The organism is Sphingomonas sp. DMC6 (genome assembly GCF_056314225.1).
The window spans coordinates 1-20511 of record NZ_JBQUYT010000008.1; the positions used below are offsets into that span (position 1 = coordinate 1).

Here is a 20511-nt window from a genome sequence, read left to right on the forward strand (position 1 = left end):
TGAATAACCCCTCTTGCGCGATCATCAATAACGATCCGCCACGTTCGAGCGATGCGATTTATGGGTTCACGACCTAAACTTCGCCACCCGCATCCGACGCTATTGGGATGGTTCCACCGGCCTCAGCATGGTGCGGCGCTCGCCCGCTTTTCACCTTCGCCCGACGGCTCCCGAAAATTGCGTCCGGGCCTAAACTTCCTAAACTTCGCCATCCGCATCCGACGCTATTCGGATGGCTCCACCGGCCTCAGCATCGTACGACGCTCGGGCGTTTCGGCTTCCACGACAAAGCCCTCGCGGCGATAAAAGGCGATGGCCGGGTTGGTGGCCAGCACGCTCAGCCGGACCGGCAGGCCGTGGCTTGCGGCCTGCTCCACTTTCCGCGCCAGCACCGCCGCGCCGATCCCCTGTCGCTGGAACGGGGCATCGATATAGAGCCGGCCGATATAGAGATGGTCCGCCTGCCAGCGTTCGGCGACGCAACCCAGCGCCACGCCGTCCCGCTCGATCACCTCAATGCCCGCGGTGTCGAAGCGCTCGGCCGGTGCGCTGGGTCGCCAACTTCCCCACAGCGCTTCGGCATAGGCGCGCATGCACGTCTCTTCGAGGCGGAGGAGATAGGGGGTGTCGGCGTACCCGGCGGGGCGCAGGTCGAACGACAAAACGGGCGTGGGCGCCGCCGTCACGGTTTTACTGCCAGCGTGCCAGCCAATCGGCGGCAGCCTGCGGCCGGGTCGGAAGCTGGGCGAGTTCGGTTTCCTTGCCCACATTGCGCAGGCGGCCCGTGGCGGAATCGATCACCATCACCGTCGGCACCGCATGGACGATGCGGGCGCCGAAGCGTTTGCCGAGCGTGATATTATGGTCGAACTCGCCCACATCGACGTCGACCAGCTCGAAATGTTTCGGCACCCAGGCGCGCATCTCGGGAAGGGCGAATACCCCGGCCAGCAGGCGGCAATCGGCGCACCAGTTGGCGCCGAACACCAGCAGCAGCGGCTTATGGGCGGCCTTGGCGCGGGCCAGCGCTGCGGTGACGGCCGCCTCGGCGCCGTCCGGGTCGCGATAGGGGGCAGGCAGCGGGCGCGGCAGATCGAGCAGCGAGCGCGCTGCTACTTTCGGTGCCGGGTCGGGCGCAATCCCGCCCGCCAGCAACAGCGGGGCCAACAGGCCGACGAGCAGCGCTCGTCCGCCCATCAGCCGCCGATGACGTAGTTCAGGAAGTCCGGGATCGGGCCGTTCCAGCCTTCGTCCGGGCCGTCATCCTCGTTGCGGTTGCGGCGGCGGTCGTCGCGGGGGCGGTCGGCGGCGCGCGGCTCGTCGCGGCGGCTGCGTTCCTGCTTCGGGGTCTCACGCTTCGCTGCCTCGCGCTTGGCGCGTGGCGCGGGGGCCTCGGCGGCGGGCTCCGGCGCGGCGCTGCGCTTCCTGCTGCGCTCGCGCTTCGGCGGGGCGGCTTCGCCGGCCTCCGCCTCGACCGGGCTCGGCACCCGCTCGATCTTGTGGCCGGTCAGCTTTTCGATCTGCTGGATATTCTCCGCATCGTCGGGTGCGACCAGCGTATAGGCCGTGCCGGTGGCGCCGCCGCGGCCGGTGCGGCCGATGCGGTGGACATAATCGTCCGGGTGCCAGGGCGCATCGAAGTTGAAGACGTGGCTCACGCCCTTCACGTCGAGCCCGCGCGCGGCGACGTCGGAGGCGACAAGGATGTCGACATCGCCGGTCTTGAACCGGTCCAGCTCGGCAATGCGCGCCGGCTGGTCCATGTCGCCATGGATTTCGGCCGAACGGAAGCCGTGCTTCTTCAGGCTCTTGTTCAGGTCGCGGACGGTCGTCTTGCGGTTGCAGAAGATGATGGCCGTGGTCACGCCTTCCTGGCGCAACAGCCCGCGCAGCACGGCGCGCTTGGCAAAGCTGGCGGCGGGCACTTCAACGATGCGCTGGGTGATATTGGTGTTGGTGGTGGCCGGCCGCGCGACTTCGATGGTGCGGGGATCGGTCAGGAACCGGTCGGCCAGCTTCTTGATCGGGGGCGGCATGGTGGCCGAGAAGAGCAGGGTCTGACGGCTCTTCGGCAGCTTGGTGCAGATTTCCTCGATATCGGGGATGAACCCCATGTCGAGCATCCGGTCCGCCTCGTCGATCACCAGCAGGTCGCAGCCGGTGAGCAGGATCTTGCCGCGGCCGAACAGGTCCATCAGCCGGCCCGGCGTGGCGATCAGCACGTCCACGCCCTTTTCCAGCGCCTTGACCTGATCGCCCATCTGTACGCCGCCGATCAGCAGCGCCATCGAGAGCTTGTGGTTGAGGCCGTATTTCTCGAAATTCTCGGCGACCTGGGCGGCCAGCTCGCGGGTCGGCTCCAGGATCAGCGAGCGGGGCATCAGGGCGCGGGTGCGGCCCTCGCCCAGAATGTCGATCATCGGCAGCACGAAGGCGGCGGTCTTGCCGGTGCCCGTCTGGGCGATGCCGATCAGATCTTTGCCCATCAGTACCGACGGGATCGCCTGGCGCTGGATCGGCGTCGGCTCGGTATAGCCAGCGTCGGTTACCGCGCGGAGAAGGTCGTCAGAAAGGCCGAGATCGGCAAAGCTCATGCAATTTTCCGGAAAATGGGCGCGTTTGCCGCGCCTCAAGAGGCCCTTCCGCTTGCGTATTCGTCACCAAAAGTCAAGCGTCAGCGGGCGCGTTCCAGTGTCTTGAACTGCTGAATAGCGCAGGACCGGCCCGATCGAGACCGTAGCGAATCACGGCCGGCGCACAATTTGCGGTCCTTGGTCGGCCGGACATAGGCGCCATTATAGAAGCCGAGCGCCGGACATTCGGAGCCCAACTTGGCGCGGAGCAGCGATCCGTCTTCCAGCACCAGATCGACGCTGTCGGCGGCATTGACGGTAAAGCCCTGCAGGCGATCGACCGGAATGCAGTTCTTGGCCTTGCGCTCTACAATGGCAGGCGGCGGGGCGCTGCGAAGCACGAAAGTGGTGCTGGTCACGGTCATGCGCGGCACGTGAATGACGACATGCTGCTGCACCGCCGGCGGCTGGCCCTGCAACGGTTCCAGCATCGCCGGTGTTGCCGCAGGTGCGGCAAGCAACAGCATGAGTCCGGAAGCTGCGGGGAGAAGATGCGGCATGACAGGGTAGCAGTATATCACATCGGCTTGAACAGTGGATGAACTGCCCCAGTGCGTGCTATCGCGCAATGGTGATGACACCTGCACAATCCCGGATCGTCGCCTTTGCCCGCGACCATTTCGGCCCGAAGGCCGCGATCACCGATCCCCAGACGATTGAACCCTGGCTCACCGACTGGCGCGGCCGCTACACCGGCGCCGCCCCGGCGATCCTCGCGCCGGCCGAAACCCCGGAGGTGAGTGCGCTGGTGCGGCTGGCGAACGAACTGCGGGTGCCGCTGGTGCCGCAGGGGGGGAATAGCGGCATGGTCGGCGGCGCGGTGCCGCCGGTCGACGGATCGGCGCTGCTGCTGTCGACGCGGCGGATGAACCGGATCCGCTCGATGACGCCGGAGGCCAATCTGGCCGTGGCCGAGGCTGGCGTGATCCTGGCAACCTTCCGCGACGCCGCCGAGGCGGCGGGCCGCCGCTTCCCGCTGGACCTGGGCGCGCGGGGCAGCGCGACGATCGGCGGGCTGGTTTCCACCAATGCGGGCGGCGTGCAGGTGCTGCGCTTCGGCACGATGCGCGCGCTGGTGGCGGGCGTCGAGGCGGTGCTGCCCGACGGATCGGTGCATGAAGGGCTGGCAGCCCTCAAGAAGGACAATCGCGGCTATGACCTCAACCAGCTGCTGATCGGCGCCGAAGGGACTTTGGGCATCGTCACCGCCGCGACGCTGCGGCTGGTGCCGGCGGCCGCCGGCCGCGCGGTCGCCTGGGTCGGCGTGCCCGGGCCGGACCGGGCGCTGCAATTGCTGCGGCGTTTGCAGGCGGCGACGGAAATGATCGAAAGCTTCGAGATCATGCCCGACGACACCGTGGCGCTGGTGCTGGAGCATGTGCCCGGCACGCGTGCGCCGCTGGGCGGGCAGCATCGCTGGCATGTGCTGATCGAGGCAGTGACCGGCGACCCCGCCGCCGAGTCGCCTGCGCTCACGCTCGAGCGGCTGCTCGCCCCGGCCATCGAGCAGGGGCTTGTCGAAGACGCCGTGATCGCCGCGAGCGAGGCGCAGGCGGAAAGCTTCTGGCGCATCCGGCATTCGATTTCGGAGGCGGAGCGTGCCGCCGGGCCGGCGGTGCAGCATGACATTTCGGTGCCGGTCGACGACATGCCGCGCTTCATGGTCGAGGGGGGTGCGGAGGCAGAGGCCCGCTTCCCCGGCACCCACGCCATTGCCTATGGCCATCTGGGTGACGGCAATGTCCATTTCCACGTCCGTGCGCCCAAGGGGGCCGATCGTGCCCGCTGGTATGCTGAGGACGGGCCGCAGATCACCCGGCTGGTGCATGACATGGTGGTGGAAGCCGGCGGATCGATTTCCGCCGAACATGGCATAGGCCAGATGAAGCGCGACGAACTGGCGCGGCTCAGCCCGCCCGCCCGCATTGCCGCCCTGCGAGCGATCAAGGCGGCGCTCGATCCGAACCTCATTCTCAATCCCGGCAAGCTAGTGGCGCTTGCGCCCGAACCGGCGACGCCATAGACCCGCGCGCGCCACAAACATTCTTTACCAAGGCGTCAGACGCCCTCAGGAGACCAACATGGCCAGCGCGCCGCAATCGCTTCCGCTTTTCTACAACCAGATCGAACCGCTTTCGAGCCAGGTCCATGTCGATTTCAAGGCGCGCTCGGTGGACCATGCCGCGTTCCTGGCTACCCAGCATGCGGTGCCGGTCACGGTCGAGGAATTCCCGCTGGTGCAGCGTTTCATGCCGATCGTCTTCTCGGTTGGTGACGATCCCGTGCCGCTGGGCCTGATGGCGCTCAACGAAGGGCTGAACACCTTCTTCGACGCCGAAGGCAAGCTGGTCGAGCCGAACTTCTACGTGCCGGCCTATATTCGCCGCTATCCCTATCTGCTCGCCCGGCTGCGCCCGGATACCGACGAGCTGTCGCTGTGCTTTGACCCGACCTCCGAGATGGTCGGCGCGTTCGAGGACGGCCAGCCGCTGTTCGAAAATGGCGAACCGACCGAAATCACCAAGGGCATCCTGCAGTTCAACGAGCAGTTCGAACAGGCCGGCATGCGTACCAGCGCCTTCATGAACGACCTGAAGGAACTGGGCCTGCTGATCGACGGCGAAGTCTCGATCCAGCCCGAAGGCGCGGCACAGCCCTTCATCTATCGCGGCTTCATGATGGTCGACGAAGCCAAGCTGAACGAGCTGCGCGGCGATCAGCTGCGCAAGATCGTCCAGAACGGCATGCTGCCGCTGATCTATGCCCATCTCTTCTCGCTGGCCCAGATGCGCGAACTGTTTGCGCGTCAGGTGCGTGCGGGCTGGCAGCCGGAAGTGCAGCTGGTCGGCTGATCGGCCGGTTCAGGCAAAGGAAGGGGCGGCGGTTTCCAGGGGGCTCGCCGCCCTTTTTTGTCGCGACGGCCGGCCGCGACAAAAAATATCCGCATCGGGAATGGTTTGCGACGGGGCGTCTTGAACTCATTTTCCCGCTGCCTATATTCGTCCTGTACGGCTCGTGTCCCCCCTTTCGCGACGTCGTACGGCACGCCTCCGGGCGTGTCTCCTCCCTGAACCTTGGCCACCTCGTGGAGCTTCCACGAGGTGGTTTTTTATGTGGGGTGCAGGTTATTCGGCGGCGAGGGCGTCGGGCAGCGCTTCATCCGCCAGCGCGTCGATGATCCCGCGCAGTAATCTTCCCGTCGCGGGCGCGCCGGTGCCCAGCCCGTCGAGCATGGGGTCCAGATAGAGCGTGCGGTCGAATTCGAGCTGGATGGCATGTACGCCGCGCCGCGGATCGCCGTGCCGCTCCAATATGTGGCCGCCCGAATAGGGTGCGTTGGCAGCAATGGTGATGCCGTGATGGCGCGCCACCGCTTCCACCCGCGCGCTGAAGCGGGCGCTCGCCGTACGGCCGAACCGGTCGCCGATCACCAGACGCGGCGTGCCCGGCGTGGCGCCCAGCGTTGGCATCGAGTGGATGTCGAGCAGCAGGGCGATGCCGAACTGTGCGTGTGCGGCCGCCAGCGCCGCTGCCAACGCGGCATGATAGGGGCGGTGGTCGCCATAGATGCGGGCTGCGACTTCATCGGCGGCGAAGCGGCGCGACCAGAGCTGGCCGACGCTGCCCACCCGCCGCGGCACCAGCCCGAGCCCGCTGCGCACCTTTGTCGAAAGCGGCCGGCCGAGTTGCTGCGCGCCCTCGTCGATCTGGGGGTCACGGTCGTGCTCGGCGCGATTGAGGTCGATCCAGGCGCGTGCCCGAGTCGCAACGAACAGCGTCTCGTCGCGTCGTGCCGCCAGGGCGATCGAATCGACATGCCGGTCTTCCAGCGCCCGCAATGCTGCGACCGGCACCCGCAGCGCCTCCCACAGCGCCGGCGGATAATCGCGTCCGGCGTGCGGCACAGACAGCACCACCGGGCTCACCGGCGTTTCCGGGCCATGTCGCTCGAACGGAGAGGACGCGCTCACCCGCACAGCCTAGGCGCAACCCCGCCCCCCGGCAACGGCCGGGCGCATACGGCTGGAAAATGTTAATCGCTTGGCTCATAGAATATGCGCCCAACAGGTTGCATGGGGTTTCAATGATCCGGATTTTGCTGGCCGAAGATGATCGCGCGATGCGGGAATATCTGACCCGCGCGCTCGAACGCTCCGGCTATTCGGTCAGCGCCGTCGATCGCGGGACGGCCGCGCTGCCCTTGCTGGAAAGCGAGCGGTTCGACCTGCTGCTTACCGACATCGTCATGCCGGAAATGGACGGCATCGAACTCGCCCAGCGAGCGAGCGAAATGGCGCCGGAGATGCGGGTGATGTTCATCACCGGCTTCGCCGCCGTCACGCTGCGGGCCGGCAAGCAGGTGCCGCAGGCGCGGGTTCTGTCCAAGCCGTTCCACCTGCGCGATCTGGTGCTGGAGGTCGATCGGATGTTCGCTTCGGAGAATGTCGGGCAAAATTGAGTTTCGGCACTTGCGTAGGCGGCAAAGCCCCGCTAGAGCGCCGCTTCCCGGTTTCGGGCGCGTAGCTCAGTGGTAGAGCACTGTGTTGACATCGCAGGGGTCGCAAGTTCAATCCTTGCCGCGCCCACCATTTAAAAAGCCCGCCAGCGCATTGCGTCGGCGGGCTTTTTCATGGCTGGTTGCCGGGCCGGTTTAGCCGAGCGCATCGAGCCCCGGCAGCGTCCCTTCGGCGACGGTGAGGGTGCGACCGCCGATCCAGGCCTGCCCGTCTGCCGCGAAGTCGACGAAGATTCGCCCGCGCCGCCCGAGTGCAGTGCCTTGCGCGGCGACATAAGGGCCGGTCACGCGGCCGGTCTCATAGAGATATTGTGCGGCGGAGGCGTTGAAGCTGCCGGTCACCGGATCTTCGATGATCCCGTCAAAAGCATCGCTGAACAGCGTGCGGATCTCCCACGCAACCGGGCTGCCGGCCTTGTGGGGGCCTATCAGGCCGATCTCGATTCGACCCACATGGTGGCGGATGGGATCGACGGCCAGCACCGCTTCGGCCGATTCGAGCAGTATGGCGATCCAGCCGGGGCCGTTGTCCGCCCAGCGGCAATCGACGATCGCGGCGGGGTCGATGCGCAGCACCGCCGCGATTTCGGTCCGTGTATGGGCATCGACTGCGTCGCTGCGGATGCGGGGCGGGGCTGCAAAGGCAAGCCGGTCGGCATCGCGGCGGATCGACACTAGTCCGACGCCGCATTGCTGAACAATACGGTCGCCGGTGGTGGGAACACCCCCCGCCGCCAGCCAGGCATGGCAGGTGCCAAGCGTCGGATGGCCGGCGAAGGGCAATTCGCGCTCCAGCGTAAAGATGCGGGCGTGATAGTCGGCCCCCGGCACGCTTGGCGGCAGCATGAACACGGTTTCGCTGAGGTTGAACCAGCGCGCGATGGCCTGCATCGTCCCGGTGTCGAGATCGCCGCCGCCATGCACCACCGCCAGCGGGTTGCCGGTGAACGGACCGTCATGGAACACATCGACCAGCGAATAGCCCGTCGTCATTGTCATTGCTCCCGTGCCGCAAACCGGCACGGTGCGGGAATCGCCGATCCGCCGCCGGCCGGCAACCCCTCAGAGCCGCAGCGCGACAGGTGCCAGCGTCATGCGTGCTGCCAGGGCAACGCCTAGCACCACCAGCAGCAGGGCGACGCCGAGGCGGCGGCGCAGCCGCGGCACTGGCTCTCCCGCCACGAGCGCCATCGCCATGGCGGCGGCGAGCATCGCCCAGCCATGGTAGCGATAATCGGGAGCGATGCCGATCAGCAGGAACGTGCCTTCGCCGAGAATCGCCGACAGCGCCAGCGTGACGGCAAGGCTGGTGCGGCCGTCGCTTACCGGCCAGGCCCAGACCAGCGCCGTGAACGCCAGCGCCAGCCACAGCATCGGCGCGCCGACCGCGCTTTGCGCCAGCGTCGTGCAAAGTGCGAGGAAGCCCGCCACGCGCGTTGCCGGAGAGCGGAGGCCGAGCGTGTTCGGCTCTGACCCTGCCGGCGGCGCGGCGGACGGGAAGCCGGCCGGCACCCACCAGCGCATTTCGGCATTCCAATGCGCCAGGCGATGTCCGGCATAAGCAAGCGGATGGTGTGCAATCGCCCCCACCCATTCGCGCATCAGCGCGCTGCCGGGGGCGCGGTCGTGCAACTCGTCCATGATATAGCCGCATGCATCGGAGTCGCCGAGCGAATCCCACAGGATCGGGGTCAGGCAGCCATCCGCTTCCGCCTGTCGCCACTCGGCGGCGGGCACGATCGGCACCGCGCCCGGCCCATCGCGATGGACGATCCCGCCTAGATCGAACAGTGGCAGCGCGCGCTCGACGCCGCTGGGGCTGGCGACCAGAAGCCGCTGGTTGATCGTCGGCAGCAGTGCCAGGCACAAAGCGATACCCGCGAGGATCGCCGCACCTTGTAGCGGCGGGCGATGCCAGCGGCCGCTCCCCACCAGCCCGATGGCCAGCGGCACTGTTGCGAAAGCGGCATTGAAACGCACCAGCGTCGCATAGCCTAGCAGGATCAGCACAAGCGCGGCGGCGGGCCAGGGCAGGGGGCGGACCTGCAGACGCCAGAAGCCGGCGATCCCGGCGGCCGCAACCAGCGCAGCGATCATCTGGCCGTCCTTCAGTACCGGCACCTGCCAGCCGAGAAAGGGCGGCCATAGCCCCAGCACAACCACGGCCGCGCCGGCCAGCACGGCCCCGCGCCGCGCCAGTGCAGCGCCGAACAGGCCCAGCCCGGTCCAGTAAAGCAGCATCTGGAGCAGAAACAGCGGTGCCTGACCGTGCCACCCGGCGGCGTGGAACAACGACCATAGCCGCGCCATTACCGGCGGGTGCCAGTCGTCGTAGCGGCCGCTCACGACCTGCCGATACTGGACCACGCTGTCATAGGTGGCCACGCCGGGCCAGAAGAACAGGATGCTCCCGGTGCAGAGCAGCGCCGCAAGCGCCAGCAGCGACCATGCCTTGCGCTCCGGCGATACCGGCACGCGACGCAGCGGACGGACGGCGCCCGCGCCCGGCTCGTCGGCAGTGCGCAAAAAAGTGATCGTCATCGCATTGCGTCCATCGCGGCGGTCGCTGCCTCGATGGTGCGCCGCATCATGGCTACTCTAGCAAGCCTGTCGCGGTGCGGAAGCGTCGCCGCAACATTCTACCGGGCGCCCGGCGGCAATGGGCGCAGGGGAGAGGGAAAATCCCCTGCGCCGCCGGATCAGATGTGCAGCGCGCGGCCGTAGGCGCCGAGCACGGCCTCGTGCATCGTCTCGCTGATCGTCGGGTGCGGGAACACAGTTTCCATCAGTTCGGCCTCGGTCAGCTCGCCGGTCTTGCCGATCGTATAGCCCTGGATCATCTCGGTCACTTCCGCGCCGATCATGTGGGCGCCGAGCAGCTCGCCGGTCTTGGCGTCGAACACCGTCTTCACGAAACCTTCCGGCTCGCCGAGCGCGATCGCCTTGCCGTTGCCGATGAACGGGAAGTTGCCGACCTTGACCTCGTAACCCGCTTCCTTCGCCTTGGCTTCGGTCAGGCCGATGCTGGCGATCTGCGGGTGGCAATAGGTGCAGCCCGGGATGTTGCGCGGGTCCATCGCGTGCGGGTGGCCGCCGTTGATGGCTTCGGCAGCGATCACGCCCTCATGGCTGGCCTTGTGCGCGAGCCACGGCGGCGCGGTGACGTCGCCGATCGCCCACAGCCCCTCGACATTGGTGCGGCAGGCGCCGTCCGTCACGATATGGCCGCGCTCGGTCTTCACGCCCAGCGTCTCGAGGCCGATATTCTCGGTGTTCGGCACGATGCCGATCGCGACGATGACGTGGCTGAACTCCTCGACGGTGACCTTGCCATCCTGGCCCTTGATCGACGCCTTCACGCCGGTGGGCGTCACGTCGAGTTTCTCGACGCCGGTCTGGGTGAGGATGTTCATCCCCTGCTTCTTGAACGCCTTTTCCAGATGCGCGGAGATGTCCTTGTCCTCCACCGGCACGATCCGGTCGAGCATCTCGACGATCGTCACCTTGGCACCCATGTCGTTGTAGAAGCTGGCGAACTCCACGCCGATCGCGCCCGAGCCGATGACCAGCAGCCTGGTCGGCATCTCGGTCGGGGTCATCGCGTGGCGATAGGTCCAGATGCGCTTGCCATCGGCCTTGGCGAAGGGCAGGTCGCGGGCGCGGGCGCCGGTCGCGACGATGATGTTTTTCGCTTCCAGATCGGTCTTCTTGCCGTCTGCGGCAGTGACGGTCAGCTTGCCCTTCGCGGTCAGTACGCCGGTGCCCATGTGGACGGCGATCTTGTTCTTCTTCATCAGATGCGTGACGCCCTGATTCAGCTGCTTGGCAACGCCGCGCGAGCGCTTCACCACGGTTTCCAGATCGGCGCTGATCTGATTGGCGATCAGGCCGTAATCCTTGGCGTGCTGCATGTAGTGATAGATTTCCGCCGACCGCAGCAGCGCCTTGGTGGGAATGCAGCCCCAGTTGAGACAGATGCCGCCGAGCAGCTCGCGCTCGACAATAGCGGTCTTCAGGCCCAACTGGGCCGCCCGGATCGCCGCGACATAGCCGCCGGGGCCCGAGCCGAGCACGATAACGTCGTAGGTTTCAGCCAAGGTGTGTTTCCTTCTGCTTCCTCCCCGTTGGCAAGGGAGGGCTGGGGAGAAAATAGTGCGGAGCCGGCGCATTGCATGGAACGCCGTTGCTCCGCGCGGGGATCACGCAATCGCCTCCACTGGGCGCGGGCGCTTGTGTTCGTCGACAGCCACGAACACGAACTGCGCCTGGGTGACGAGGCAGCTTTCCTCGACATGCCGGCCGCGCCGCCAGGCCTGGACTTCGATGGTCATCGACGTGCGGCCGACCTTGATCAGCTCGGCGAATACCGAGACTTCGTCGCCTACCGACACAGGGGAGTGGAACTTCATCCCCTCCACCGCGATCGTCACCGCGCGACCCCGGGCATGGCGCGAGGCGACCAGGCCCGCCGCCATGTCCATCTGGCTCATCAGCCAGCCGCCGAAGATGTCGCCATAAGGATTGGTATCCGCCGGCATGGTGGTGACGCGGATCGCCGGCTGGCGGTCGGGCGGGCCGGCCTGTTCGTCAACCATCGTTCCGTCCTCTGTCATTCGTACGCAGCGCCGCGCGGTCGGCGGCATAGGCGCGGCGCAACGGGCCGATGCCCATCGCGACCACGGCAATCATCGCCCAATAGGCCACCAGCCAAATATCGGCGGTAGCGCGGCGATAGGACCAAGCGGCGAGCGAGGCGATCACCACCGCCGCGAGCAGGCCCGCGACGATGTGCAGCACTTCGATCAGGACGCGCACCGCCGGTCTCCGTTCAGGCGATCATGCCCATCGGGGCTTCGACCAGTTCCTTGAAGATCTTCATCATCTCGGCCCCGTCCGCACCATCGATGGCGCGGTGGTCGAAGCTGCCGGTGGCGCTCATCACCGTCGCCACTGCCAGCGCGTCGTCGACGATGTAGGGGCGCTTCTCGCCCGCGCCGATCGCCATGATCATGCCCTGGGGCGGGTTGATCACCGCTTCGAACTGCTTGATACCGTACATGCCCATGTTGGACAGGCTGGCGGTGCCGCCCTGATATTCGTGCGGCTGCAGCTTGCCGTCGCGGGCGCGGGCGGCGAGGTCCTTCATCTCGGTCGAGATAGCGGAGACGCTCTTGTTCGCCGCATCCTTGATGATCGGGGTGATCAGGCCGGTCGGGGTCGACACCGCCACCGACACGTCGGCGCGGTTGTACTTGATCAGCTTTTCGCCGGTGTAGGTCACGTTGCACTTCGGTGCGCGGGCCAAGGCAACGCCCAGCGCCTTGATCAGCAGGTCGTTGACCGACAGCTTCACGCCGCGCGCTTCGAGCGCCTTGTTGAGCTCGCCCCGCAGCTTGAGCAGCGCGTCGAGGCGGATGTCTACAGTCAGGTAGATGTGCGGGATGGTCTGCTTCGACTCGGTCAGGCGACGCGCGATCGTTTTGCGGATATTGGAGAGCTTCTCTTCCTCGTGCGGGATCGAGTCGTCGTACCAGACTGCCTTGGTCTCGGCAGCGGCAGCCGGTGCAGCGGCCGGCGTCGGCGCGGCAGCCGCACTGGGCTGTGCGGCGGGAGCGGCGCCAGGCTTGGCGCCCTCGACGTCCGCCTTGACGATGCGGCCGTTGGGGCCGGTGCCCGCAATTGCGACCAGATCGATGCCCTTGGTCGCGGCGATGCGGCGGGCGAGCGGGCTCGCCTTCACGCGGTCGCCGGACGCGGCGGGGGCCGGTGCAGGCGCAGCGGCCGCAACGGTCGGCGCAGGCGCCGCTGCCGGAGCAGCAGCAGGCGCCGGAGCAGCAGCAGGCGCAGGTGCTGCCGTGGCGGTAGAGACATCTTCGCCCTCACCGGCGATGATCGCGATCACGGTACCGACCTTCACATTGTCGGTGCCTTCGGCGACCAGGATCTTGCCGATAACGCCTTCGTCGACCGCTTCGAATTCCATCGTCGCCTTGTCGGTCTCGATTTCGGCGAGGAGGTCGCCGGACTTCACCGTATCGCCTTCCTTGACGAGCCACTTGGCAAGCGTGCCCTCCTCCATGGTGGGAGAAAGTGCCGGCATCTTGATTTCGATTCCCATGAAGGTTCCCGTCGTTGGTCCTGGGGTGCTTGGCGTTCTCCTTTGCCGCCGCGCTCCCTAGGGTCAAGCCCCGCTCTTGCGCTTCGTGCAATCGGGGTCCACCTAACAACGCGCGAGCGACAGGAAAGCAGCCCATGCGCACCTATCTGGTGGTGATCGATGATTCGCCCGAGGCCGAGATTGCGCTGCGCTTCGCCGCGCGGCGCGCGGTAAAGACCGGCGGCAATGTTGAAATTCTCGCGCTGCTGCCACCGCAGGAGTTCGTCCAGTGGGGCGGTGTGATGGCGACGATCGAGGAAGAAGCCCGCGAACGAGCCGAGGCACTGGTCGCCCGCGCGGCCGGCACGCTGTTCACCGAATCGGGGCTGACCCCCTCGATCACGGTACGCGAAGGCGACGGGCCGAAGGTGGTGCGTGAGATGCTGGCGGCCAATCATGACATCGCCGCGCTGGTGCTGGGCGCTGCACCCAGCGGCGCGCCGGGCAAGCTGGTGTCGCATTTCACCGGCGCCGATGCCGGCAAGCTGAGCGTGCCGGTGATGATCATCCCGGGCTCGCTCGACATGGACGCGATCGACCGGCTTAGCTGATTGACCGCCGCCGCCGGCCGCGCGAGCATGGGTTCATGCGCATGCCTGCTCTTGTCCCGCTCCTCCTGCTCGCCACCCCCGCCGCCGCGCAGGAACGACCAGACCCCGCCCGGCTGAAAGCCAGCGTCGAGAAGCTGGTCAGCTTCGGCACCCGTCATACCCTGTCCGATCCCGACAATCCGGTGCGCGGCATCGGCGCCGCGCGGCGCTGGTTCCGAGCGGAGATGGCGAAAATTGGCGCGGACTGCGGCGGCTGCATCGCCGTTTCGGAGGTAGCCCGCGATTTCCAGGGGCCGCGCGCGCCGGGTGGCGTCCGTATTGTCGATGTGCTCGGTATCCAGCGCGGCAGTGACCCGGAACGCGTCGTCATCGTCATGGGCCATGTCGACAGCCGCGTCACCGACGTGATGAATGCCACCGCCGACGCGCCCGGCGCAAACGACGACGCTTCGGGCGTGGCGCTGGTGCTGGAAGCGGCACGGATCCTGTCGAAGCACAAGTTCCGCGCGACCATCGTCTATGCGGCGATGTCGGGCGAGGAGCAGGGGCTGTATGGTGGCCAACTGCTCGCCGAAACCGCAAAGGAACGCGGCTGGACCGTGTCCGCCGTGCTCAATAACGATATTGTCGGAAACACGATCGGCCAGGACGGGCGGCGCGTGGCGGATCGGGTGCGCGTGTTCTCCGAAGGCATTCGCGATTCGGAGACGCTGCCCGAGCAGAAGGCGCGCCGTGCCGATGGCGGCGAGGACGATGGCCCCAGCCGCGCACTCGCCAAGGCGATTCGGGGCGTTGCGGCGAACATGCCGGGCGGGCTGAACGTGCTGATGGTGCGCCGCCCCGACCGGTTCGGGCGTGGCGGCGATCACAGCCCGTTCCTGGCGCTGGGCTATCCGGCGGTGCGCTTCTCGGTCGGGGTCGAGAATTATGACGCCCAGCATCAGGACCTGCGCACCGAAGGCGGCAAGACCTATGGCGACACGGTCGACCGGATGGACTTCCCCTATCTCGCCAAGGTCACGGCGCTCAACGTTGCGACGTTGCTTCGGCTGGCGAGCGCACCGGCTGCGCCGCCCAAGGTGACGATCGGCGGCGCGCTTGCCACCGATACGCCCGTACAATGGAGTGCCGTCCCGGGTGCCGCGAAATATCGCGTCTATTGGCGCGCGGCCGATGCTAGCACCTGGACCGCGCATGTCGACGTGCCGGGCAGCGAAACACGCACCGTGCTCAAGGGTGTGATCGTGGACGACACATTTGTGGGCGTTGCGGCGCTGTCGGCCGACGGCGCCGAGAGTCTTGTCACCTTTGGCGGGCGCGAACGCTAAGTCGCTTGCGGCTCAGCGGCAGCCGCACGCGCAGCACCGTACGCGAACGCGCGGGCGCGGAGCCGCATGGCGGACCACGCGCCGGGCGCGGGCAGCGCTGCGAACATAGGACGTCGTGACGGTTTCCTCGACCGTGGTCGTGACGATCGGCGGGCCCATGATCACCGTGGTCGTGGTGCCGCCGCCGGCATAATAGGTCGTCGTTCGCGCATCGCCGGAATAGCCCGCGCCATAGCGACCATCATAGCCGTAGCTCGAATAGCCATAGTTGCCGCAGGCCTGCACGCAGCCGGGCGTCGTATAGACCTGCACCGGCGGTACGCGGTCATAGCCGGGGGCGGGCGCAATCCGCACGTCACTGCCGGCGCGATAGTCGCCGCGATCATAATAGAGATCGGGATCGACCGGCTGGATGACGCCCCGCGGCGGCGGGGGCGGATAGGGCGCGCCGGCCCGGGCAGTGGCATAGCGCACGTCGCCGTCGGACGATGCGAAGGCAGTGGCGCCCCAGGCGATGCCGCCCAGCGAATCCCACACGCGACCACCATCGTCGATCAGCACGGCATCGTCATAATAGCGCACCCAGTGATAGCCGAGCGGCGGTTCGGCCAGGCCGAAGTTCAGATAGTCTGGAATCCGGAAACGCGGGTCGCGCCAGTAACGCGGCAGCTTCATGCCCCGATCGGGCCGGCGATAGGCATCCCAGCCGCCCGGTGCGCGTGTCGCGGCTTCCCAGCGTCCGTCGACTACGGGGCCCCAGCGACCAGCATCCATCGCCGCGCCCGCCGGCGCGGGATGCGGGAGCACCACCCATCGGCCATTCTGCCAGATCTGCTGTGCCGCTGCGGGGCTCGCCAGGCCGACCCCGGCCGCCACGGCTACCACCAACATCATGCCCCGCATTGCCAACTCCCTGTAATTCCGGACGCGCTGTCGCTTAACGCCAGAGTAACCTTCGGGGATGCGCAAGCAAAAGGGAGAGGATGCTTAATGGAATCCCGTTTCGGGGCAGGGTTTCGTATTTGCGCTGTTGTCACCCTCACCCTTCCCGCCGCCGAAGGCGGGAAGGGTGAGGGTGATGGGACGTTACCCGGCGATACGCGGCGCCAGGATGCGCATCAATGCCTCGCACCCCGCCGCGTCTCCGGCATCGAACCGCGCCGGCATCGGGCTGTCGAGATCGAGGACGCCCAGCAACTCGCCTTGGTGGATGATCGGCACCACCAGTTCCGATCGGCTGGCCGCGTCGCAGGCGATATGGCCCGGAAATGCGTGGACATCCTCGACCAGCTGCGTCTCGCGGGTGATCGCGGCCGCACCGCACACGCCCTTGCCGAACGGAATGCGGATGCACGCCGCCTTGCCCTGGAACGGCCCCAGCACCAGTTCGTCGCCGATATTGCGGTAAAAGCCGGACCAGTTGAGGTCGGGCAGATACTGGCCGATCAGTGCCGAGACATTGGCCATGTTGGCAATCGGATCGGGCTCGCCCGCGGTCAGCGAATCTAGCGCGGCGGCAAGGTCGCGATACAGGTCGGCCTTGCTGCCGGTGGTGATGTCGAAAGTGAACATGGCGGGCGATGTAGGGGATCGTAGCCCGCTAGGCGAGGGGGCAGGTCTGATCTCCTGTTCTCTCCCTCCTTAATCCACCGACACCTTGCCGCGCCCCGCCTTCACCGCCGAACGCCCTTTCTTGGCATCCACGCGGCGCGCCTTCGCGGCCTTGCTCGGCTTGGTCTTGATCCGTTTCGCCTGCCGCTCATGCGCCTTGTCGATCAGGTCGGAAAGGCGTTGGCGGGCGTCCGCGCGGTTGGCTTCCTGGGTGCGGAACTGGCGGGCGGTGATGACCAGCTCGCCGCCCGAGGTCATCCGGCTCCCGGCCAATTCCTTCAGCCGGCCATAGGCATAGGGCGTCAGCCCCAGCTTGAACACATCGACGCGCAATTGCACTGCGGTCGCCAACTTGTTGACATTCTGACCGCCGGGACCTGTGGCGGCGAGGAATTTTTCCTCGACGATCGCCGCCTCGGGAATCTCAGCCACGGGGCTGGCCGAAGCCTAGATGGTGGAAGCGGGGCGGCAACGGCGCCTCAGCCCGGACATCGGGCTTGCCGGCGCGCGGCAGGTTTAGCGACTGGGCGTGGAGCATCAGTGCGGGACCGCCCTGGCCATAGACCGGATCGCCGACGATCGGGATACCCAGACCCTCGGCGGCATGCACGCGGATCTGGTGCGTGCGCCCGGTCTCCGGATAAAATGCCAGCATCGCCCGGTCGCCCAGCACTTCGATGCGTTTCCAGCGGGTGCGGGCGGCCTTGCCTTTCGGGTCGCCGGTCATCCGCCAGCCTTTTTCCGCCGAGGATATCTTGACGAGCGGCAGGTCGATCTCACCGGAATCCTGCGTCGGTATCCCATCGACAATCGCGAAATAGCGCTTGGTCACCTGGCCTGCCTCGAACGCCTGGCCGAAGCGCTTCATCGCCTTGGGATTGCGGGCGAGCAACAGGCAGCCGCTGGTGTCGCGATCGAGCCGGTGGACGGGCGTGGGAAGGCGCTGGAAGCCGAACGTCAGCTGGTCGAGCAGACCCTCCAGGCTTTCGGAGCCGTCGCGCGGGCGATCGACCGGCAAACCCGCAGGCTTGTCCAGAACGATCGCTTCGCCGTCAATGAAAAGTACCCGATCCTGCAGCATGGCGGGGGATATAGCGTGCCGCACGAAATGCGCGAGCCCGGATAGGTCGGGAAGTCCTCCTCTGGGAGGGGCGCATTTGGACTATCACTCCCCTCCCTTTTCAAGGAGGGGAGCTCTTTCCATCTCAGCCCTTCAGCTTTGCGGCCGTATCGGCAACGCGGCGGCCGAGGTAGCGGGCGCCTTCCAGCTCGACTTCGCTCGGCTGGCGGCTGCCGTCGCCATCGGCGATGGTGGTGGCGCCATAGGGCGCGCCGCCCTTCACTTCATTGACACCGCCCTGGCCCTGGAAGCCATAGTCCAGGCCGACGATCGTCATACCGAAGTGCAGCAGGTTGGTCAGGATCGAGAACAAGGTGGTCTCCTGCCCGCCATGCTGCGAGGCAGTCGAAGTAAAGGCCGCGCCGACCTTGCCGTTCAGCTTGCCCTGGAACCACACGCCGCCGGCCTTGTCCCAGAATGCCGCCATCTGGCTGGCGATGCGGCCGAAGCGGGTGGGAGAGCCGACGATGATGCCGTCATAGCTGGCCAGCTCGTTCACATCGTCGAGCACGGCATGGCTTTCGTCGACACGGAAGCCGGCCGCCTGCGCCACTTCGAACGGCGCGGTTTCGGCGACACGGCGGACATCGACGGTAGCGCCGGTGCTGCGCGCGCCTTCGGCGACGGCTTCGGCCATTTTCGCCAGATGGCCATAGGAGGAATAATAAAGCACGAGGATCTTGGTCATGGTCGCAGTCCTTTGCTGAAAGGAAGGGGCGGACCGGCCGGTCCGCCCGGGGGGAGGAATTATTCGGAGTCGACGACGACGATTTCCGCGTCTTCGATCGCGGTGATCGTAACGGTCTGGCCGCCGGACAAGGCTGCACCATCGCGGGCATCGACGCGATCACCATTGAGGGTGACTGCACCAACCGCTGGTACAAGATAGGCGTGGCGACCCTCACCTACCGTATGGGTTACGCTCTCGCCCGCCTTCAACGTCGCGCCCAGCACGCGGGCATCGGCGCGGATCGGCAGCGCGTCCTTGTCCTCGGCAAATCCCGAGGCGAGCGTGACGAAGCGGCCCGACCGGTCTGCCTTGGGGAAGGGCTTGGCGCCCCAGCTCGGCTGGCCGCCGCGTTCGCGGGGCATGATCCAGATCTGGAAGATGCGGGTCGTCTCCGGCTCCAGATTATATTCGGCATGGCGCACGCCGGTGCCGGCACTCATCACCTGCACGTCACCCGCTTCGGTGCGGCCCTTGTTGCCCATCGAATCCTGATGGGTGATCGCGCCAGAGCGGACATAGGTGATGATTTCCATGTCCTGGTGCGGGTGCGGCGGGAAGCCCGAGTTGGAGGCGATCTCGTCGTCATTCCAGACGCGCAGCGCGCCCCAGCCCATCCGGGCGGGGTCATAATAGTTGGCGAAGCTGAAATGGTGCTTGGCCTTCAGCCAACCATGGTCCGCACCGCCCAGACTTTCGAAACTGCGTTTGTCGATCATTGCTGATCTCCTTTCCGTTGCCGCCAAGATAGGGAGGTGGATCGGCGCGTAAACGGAAACCTTGGAAACTGATCGTTTCGTGTTATGACGGGCCATCATCGGAGCGATCGCCATGAAACTACCCGATTTCGAAGCCTGGGCCGTGTTCGCCAGCGTGGTCGAGAACCGGTCTTTCAGCGGTGCGGCGGTGGCACTCAACTTGTCCAAGGCCACGGTATCCAAGGCGATCACCCGGCTGGAGGAGCGGCTGGGCACGACGCTGTTCCACCGCACTTCGCGCCGACTGACGCTCACCGACAGCGGCCGCACCCTGGCCGATCATGCCCAGCGCATTCTGGTCGAGGGGCAAGCGGCCGAAGAGGCGGCGTTCGAATCCGCCCGGTCGCCCTCGGGTGTGGTGCGGGTATCGGCGCCGCTCACTTTCGGCGTGCGGCATCTGGCGCCGGTGCTGGCCGATTTCATGGCCGCCCATCCCGCGATCCGGGTGGAGCTGACGCTTTCCGACGCCTTTATCGACATTGTCGGCGAAGGGGTGGACGTCGCGCTGCGCATTGCGGAACTGCCTGACAGCTCGTTGCGCGCGCGCCGGCTGGGGCCGGTGGGTGTGCATGTCGTCGGCGCACCCTCCTATTTCGATCGCGCGGGCAGGCCCGGCCATCCTGCCGATCTCGCCCGCCACGCCTGCTTCGTCTACACCAACACCGCCAGCCCCGGCCTGTGGCGGTTCCGCCGCGCGGGCGGTGAGGAAGCGGCGGTGCGGGTCGACGGTCCGCTGCGCACCGACAATGGTGAAACGATGTTGCCGGCGTTGTGCGCCGGGTTGGGCGTCGCCCGTCTGCCGGGCTTTCTGGTGGACGAGGAAATCGCCGCTGGTCGGCTAGAGCGCGTGCTGGAGGACTGGCAGGCGGGCGCAGCGGCACTGCATCTGCTGACGCCGCCGGGCACGCTGCGGCCGGTTCGGGTGGAGGCGCTGATCGACTTTCTGACTGACCGGCTGCGCACGCTTTGCCAGCGCGAAGCGGGCGTGGCGCTGTAACCCGCCGAGACGTTCGCGACCTCCGTATTTTTCCGCGACTCGTGGATTGCCGCGCCTTAGCGAGAAATTAACCTTTTGCCTTCAGACAGCCTTAGGTTAATGAATCGTCCAGC

Annotated in this window: 23 protein-coding genes and 1 tRNA gene; 7 read left to right on the forward strand and 17 right to left on the reverse strand. The window is 66.7% G+C overall.

From position 1 onward, the window contains the following. Window positions 1-224: 224 nt before the first annotated feature. The 4 genes from ACT53M_RS16395 to ACT53M_RS16410 all read right to left on the reverse strand — a co-directional run bounded on the left by ACT53M_RS16395 (window position 225) and on the right by ACT53M_RS16410 (window position 3100). Window positions 225-686: a GNAT family N-acetyltransferase gene (locus tag ACT53M_RS16395; protein WP_476234726.1), complete on the reverse strand. Its 462-nt coding sequence runs from the start codon at window positions 684-686 to the stop codon at window positions 225-227. 4 nt (window positions 687-690) lie between these two features. Continuing rightward, entirely contained in the window at window positions 691-1197 is a 507-nt protein-coding gene (locus ACT53M_RS16400; RefSeq protein ID WP_476234728.1) for a thioredoxin family protein, read from the reverse strand. Beyond that, entirely contained in the window at window positions 1197-2594 is a 1398-nt protein-coding gene (locus ACT53M_RS16405) for a DEAD/DEAH box helicase (protein WP_476234730.1), read from the reverse strand. The genes ACT53M_RS16400 and ACT53M_RS16405 overlap by 1 nt, the downstream gene beginning before the upstream one ends. A gap of 80 nt (window positions 2595-2674) precedes the next feature. Then, a complete protein-coding gene (locus ACT53M_RS16410) occupies window positions 2675-3100 on the reverse strand; it encodes a hypothetical protein (protein ID WP_476234732.1) in 426 nt (141 codons plus the stop codon). 101 nt (window positions 3101-3201) lie between these two features. Between ACT53M_RS16410 and ACT53M_RS16415 the strand changes: the two genes are divergently transcribed. Continuing rightward, window positions 3202-4656, forward strand: coding sequence for an FAD-binding oxidoreductase (locus tag ACT53M_RS16415; RefSeq protein WP_476234933.1), 1455 nt, complete (start codon window positions 3202-3204; stop codon window positions 4654-4656). Window positions 4657-4714: 58 nt separating this feature from the next. Then, complete coding sequence (locus ACT53M_RS16420; RefSeq protein WP_476234734.1) at window positions 4715-5485, forward strand: SapC family protein; 771 nt, start codon at window positions 4715-4717, stop codon at window positions 5483-5485. Window positions 5486-5758: 273 nt separating this feature from the next. Here the strand turns inward: ACT53M_RS16420 and ACT53M_RS16425 are convergent, their stop codons facing one another. Beyond that, window positions 5759-6604 carry an N-formylglutamate amidohydrolase gene (locus tag ACT53M_RS16425; protein ID WP_476234736.1) on the reverse strand — a complete coding sequence of 282 codons (846 nt, stop codon included), beginning with the start codon at window positions 6602-6604 and terminating at the stop codon, window positions 5759-5761. A gap of 113 nt (window positions 6605-6717) precedes the next feature. Here ACT53M_RS16425 and cpdR point away from each other — a divergent pair, with 113 nt between their 5' ends. Both cpdR and ACT53M_RS16435 read left to right on the forward strand, forming a co-directional pair. Further along, window positions 6718-7092 (forward strand): cell cycle two-component system response regulator CpdR, encoded by a 375-nt coding sequence (gene cpdR, locus ACT53M_RS16430; RefSeq protein ID WP_476226847.1) that lies wholly within the window; start codon window positions 6718-6720, stop codon window positions 7090-7092. Window positions 7093-7147: 55 nt separating this feature from the next. Then, window positions 7148-7222: transfer RNA gene (locus ACT53M_RS16435), tRNA-Val, on the forward strand. A 62-nt stretch (window positions 7223-7284) separates the two neighbouring features. Here ACT53M_RS16435 and ACT53M_RS16440 read toward each other — a convergent pair. From ACT53M_RS16440 to ACT53M_RS16465, 6 genes are all read right to left on the reverse strand, one after another. Further along, window positions 7285-8148, reverse strand: a complete 864-nt coding sequence (locus ACT53M_RS16440; protein ID WP_476234738.1) for a PhzF family phenazine biosynthesis protein — start codon at window positions 8146-8148, stop codon at window positions 7285-7287. A gap of 63 nt (window positions 8149-8211) precedes the next feature. Beyond that, complete coding sequence (locus tag ACT53M_RS16445; protein ID WP_476234740.1) at window positions 8212-9690, reverse strand: hypothetical protein; 1479 nt, start codon at window positions 9688-9690, stop codon at window positions 8212-8214. 158 nt (window positions 9691-9848) lie between these two features. Then, complete coding sequence (gene lpdA / locus ACT53M_RS16450; protein ID WP_476234741.1) at window positions 9849-11246, reverse strand: dihydrolipoyl dehydrogenase; 1398 nt, start codon at window positions 11244-11246, stop codon at window positions 9849-9851. Window positions 11247-11348: 102 nt separating this feature from the next. Continuing rightward, complete coding sequence (locus tag ACT53M_RS16455) at window positions 11349-11744, reverse strand: acyl-CoA thioesterase (RefSeq protein WP_476234742.1); 396 nt, start codon at window positions 11742-11744, stop codon at window positions 11349-11351. Then, window positions 11737-11964, reverse strand: coding sequence for a hypothetical protein (locus ACT53M_RS16460; RefSeq protein WP_476234744.1), 228 nt, complete (start codon window positions 11962-11964; stop codon window positions 11737-11739). The genes ACT53M_RS16455 and ACT53M_RS16460 overlap by 8 nt, the downstream gene beginning before the upstream one ends. Window positions 11965-11977: 13 nt before the next feature. After that, window positions 11978-13267, reverse strand: coding sequence for a pyruvate dehydrogenase complex dihydrolipoamide acetyltransferase (locus ACT53M_RS16465; protein WP_476234745.1), 1290 nt, complete (start codon window positions 13265-13267; stop codon window positions 11978-11980). Window positions 13268-13401: 134 nt separating this feature from the next. Here ACT53M_RS16465 and ACT53M_RS16470 point away from each other — a divergent pair, with 134 nt between their 5' ends. After that, on the forward strand, window positions 13402-13857 hold the full coding sequence (locus ACT53M_RS16470) for a universal stress protein (RefSeq protein ID WP_476226855.1): 456 nt from the start codon (window positions 13402-13404) through the stop codon (window positions 13855-13857). Window positions 13858-13892: 35 nt separating this feature from the next. Continuing rightward, on the forward strand, window positions 13893-15185 hold the full coding sequence (locus ACT53M_RS16475) for a M28 family metallopeptidase (protein ID WP_476234747.1): 1293 nt from the start codon (window positions 13893-13895) through the stop codon (window positions 15183-15185). Between the two features lie 12 nt (window positions 15186-15197). On the opposite strand, the gene ACT53M_RS16480 is transcribed toward ACT53M_RS16475, so the two are convergent. The 6 genes from ACT53M_RS16480 to ACT53M_RS16505 all read right to left on the reverse strand — a co-directional run bounded on the left by ACT53M_RS16480 (window position 15198) and on the right by ACT53M_RS16505 (window position 19362). After that, on the reverse strand, window positions 15198-16079 hold the full coding sequence (locus ACT53M_RS16480; RefSeq protein WP_476234749.1) for an RcnB family protein: 882 nt from the start codon (window positions 16077-16079) through the stop codon (window positions 15198-15200). A gap of 192 nt (window positions 16080-16271) precedes the next feature. Further along, complete coding sequence (locus ACT53M_RS16485; protein WP_476234750.1) at window positions 16272-16757, reverse strand: GAF domain-containing protein; 486 nt, start codon at window positions 16755-16757, stop codon at window positions 16272-16274. Window positions 16758-16826: 69 nt separating this feature from the next. Continuing rightward, entirely contained in the window at window positions 16827-17228 is a 402-nt protein-coding gene (gene arfB / locus ACT53M_RS16490; protein ID WP_476234751.1) for an alternative ribosome rescue aminoacyl-tRNA hydrolase ArfB, read from the reverse strand. Continuing rightward, the gene (locus ACT53M_RS16495; RefSeq protein WP_476234753.1) at window positions 17221-17877 is read right to left on the reverse strand and encodes an RluA family pseudouridine synthase; all 657 of its coding nucleotides are present in this window, start codon (window positions 17875-17877) and stop codon (window positions 17221-17223) included. Before ACT53M_RS16495 ends, arfB begins: the two co-directional genes overlap by 8 nt. A 124-nt stretch (window positions 17878-18001) precedes the next feature. After that, on the reverse strand, window positions 18002-18604 hold the full coding sequence (gene wrbA, locus ACT53M_RS16500) for an NAD(P)H:quinone oxidoreductase (RefSeq protein WP_476234755.1): 603 nt from the start codon (window positions 18602-18604) through the stop codon (window positions 18002-18004). A gap of 59 nt (window positions 18605-18663) precedes the next feature. After that, a complete protein-coding gene (locus ACT53M_RS16505; protein WP_476234757.1) occupies window positions 18664-19362 on the reverse strand; it encodes a pirin family protein in 699 nt (232 codons plus the stop codon). A gap of 112 nt (window positions 19363-19474) precedes the next feature. Between ACT53M_RS16505 and ACT53M_RS16510 the strand changes: the two genes are divergently transcribed. Continuing rightward, window positions 19475-20398, forward strand: coding sequence for a LysR family transcriptional regulator (locus tag ACT53M_RS16510; protein ID WP_476234759.1), 924 nt, complete (start codon window positions 19475-19477; stop codon window positions 20396-20398). Window positions 20399-20511 lie beyond the last annotated feature (113 nt).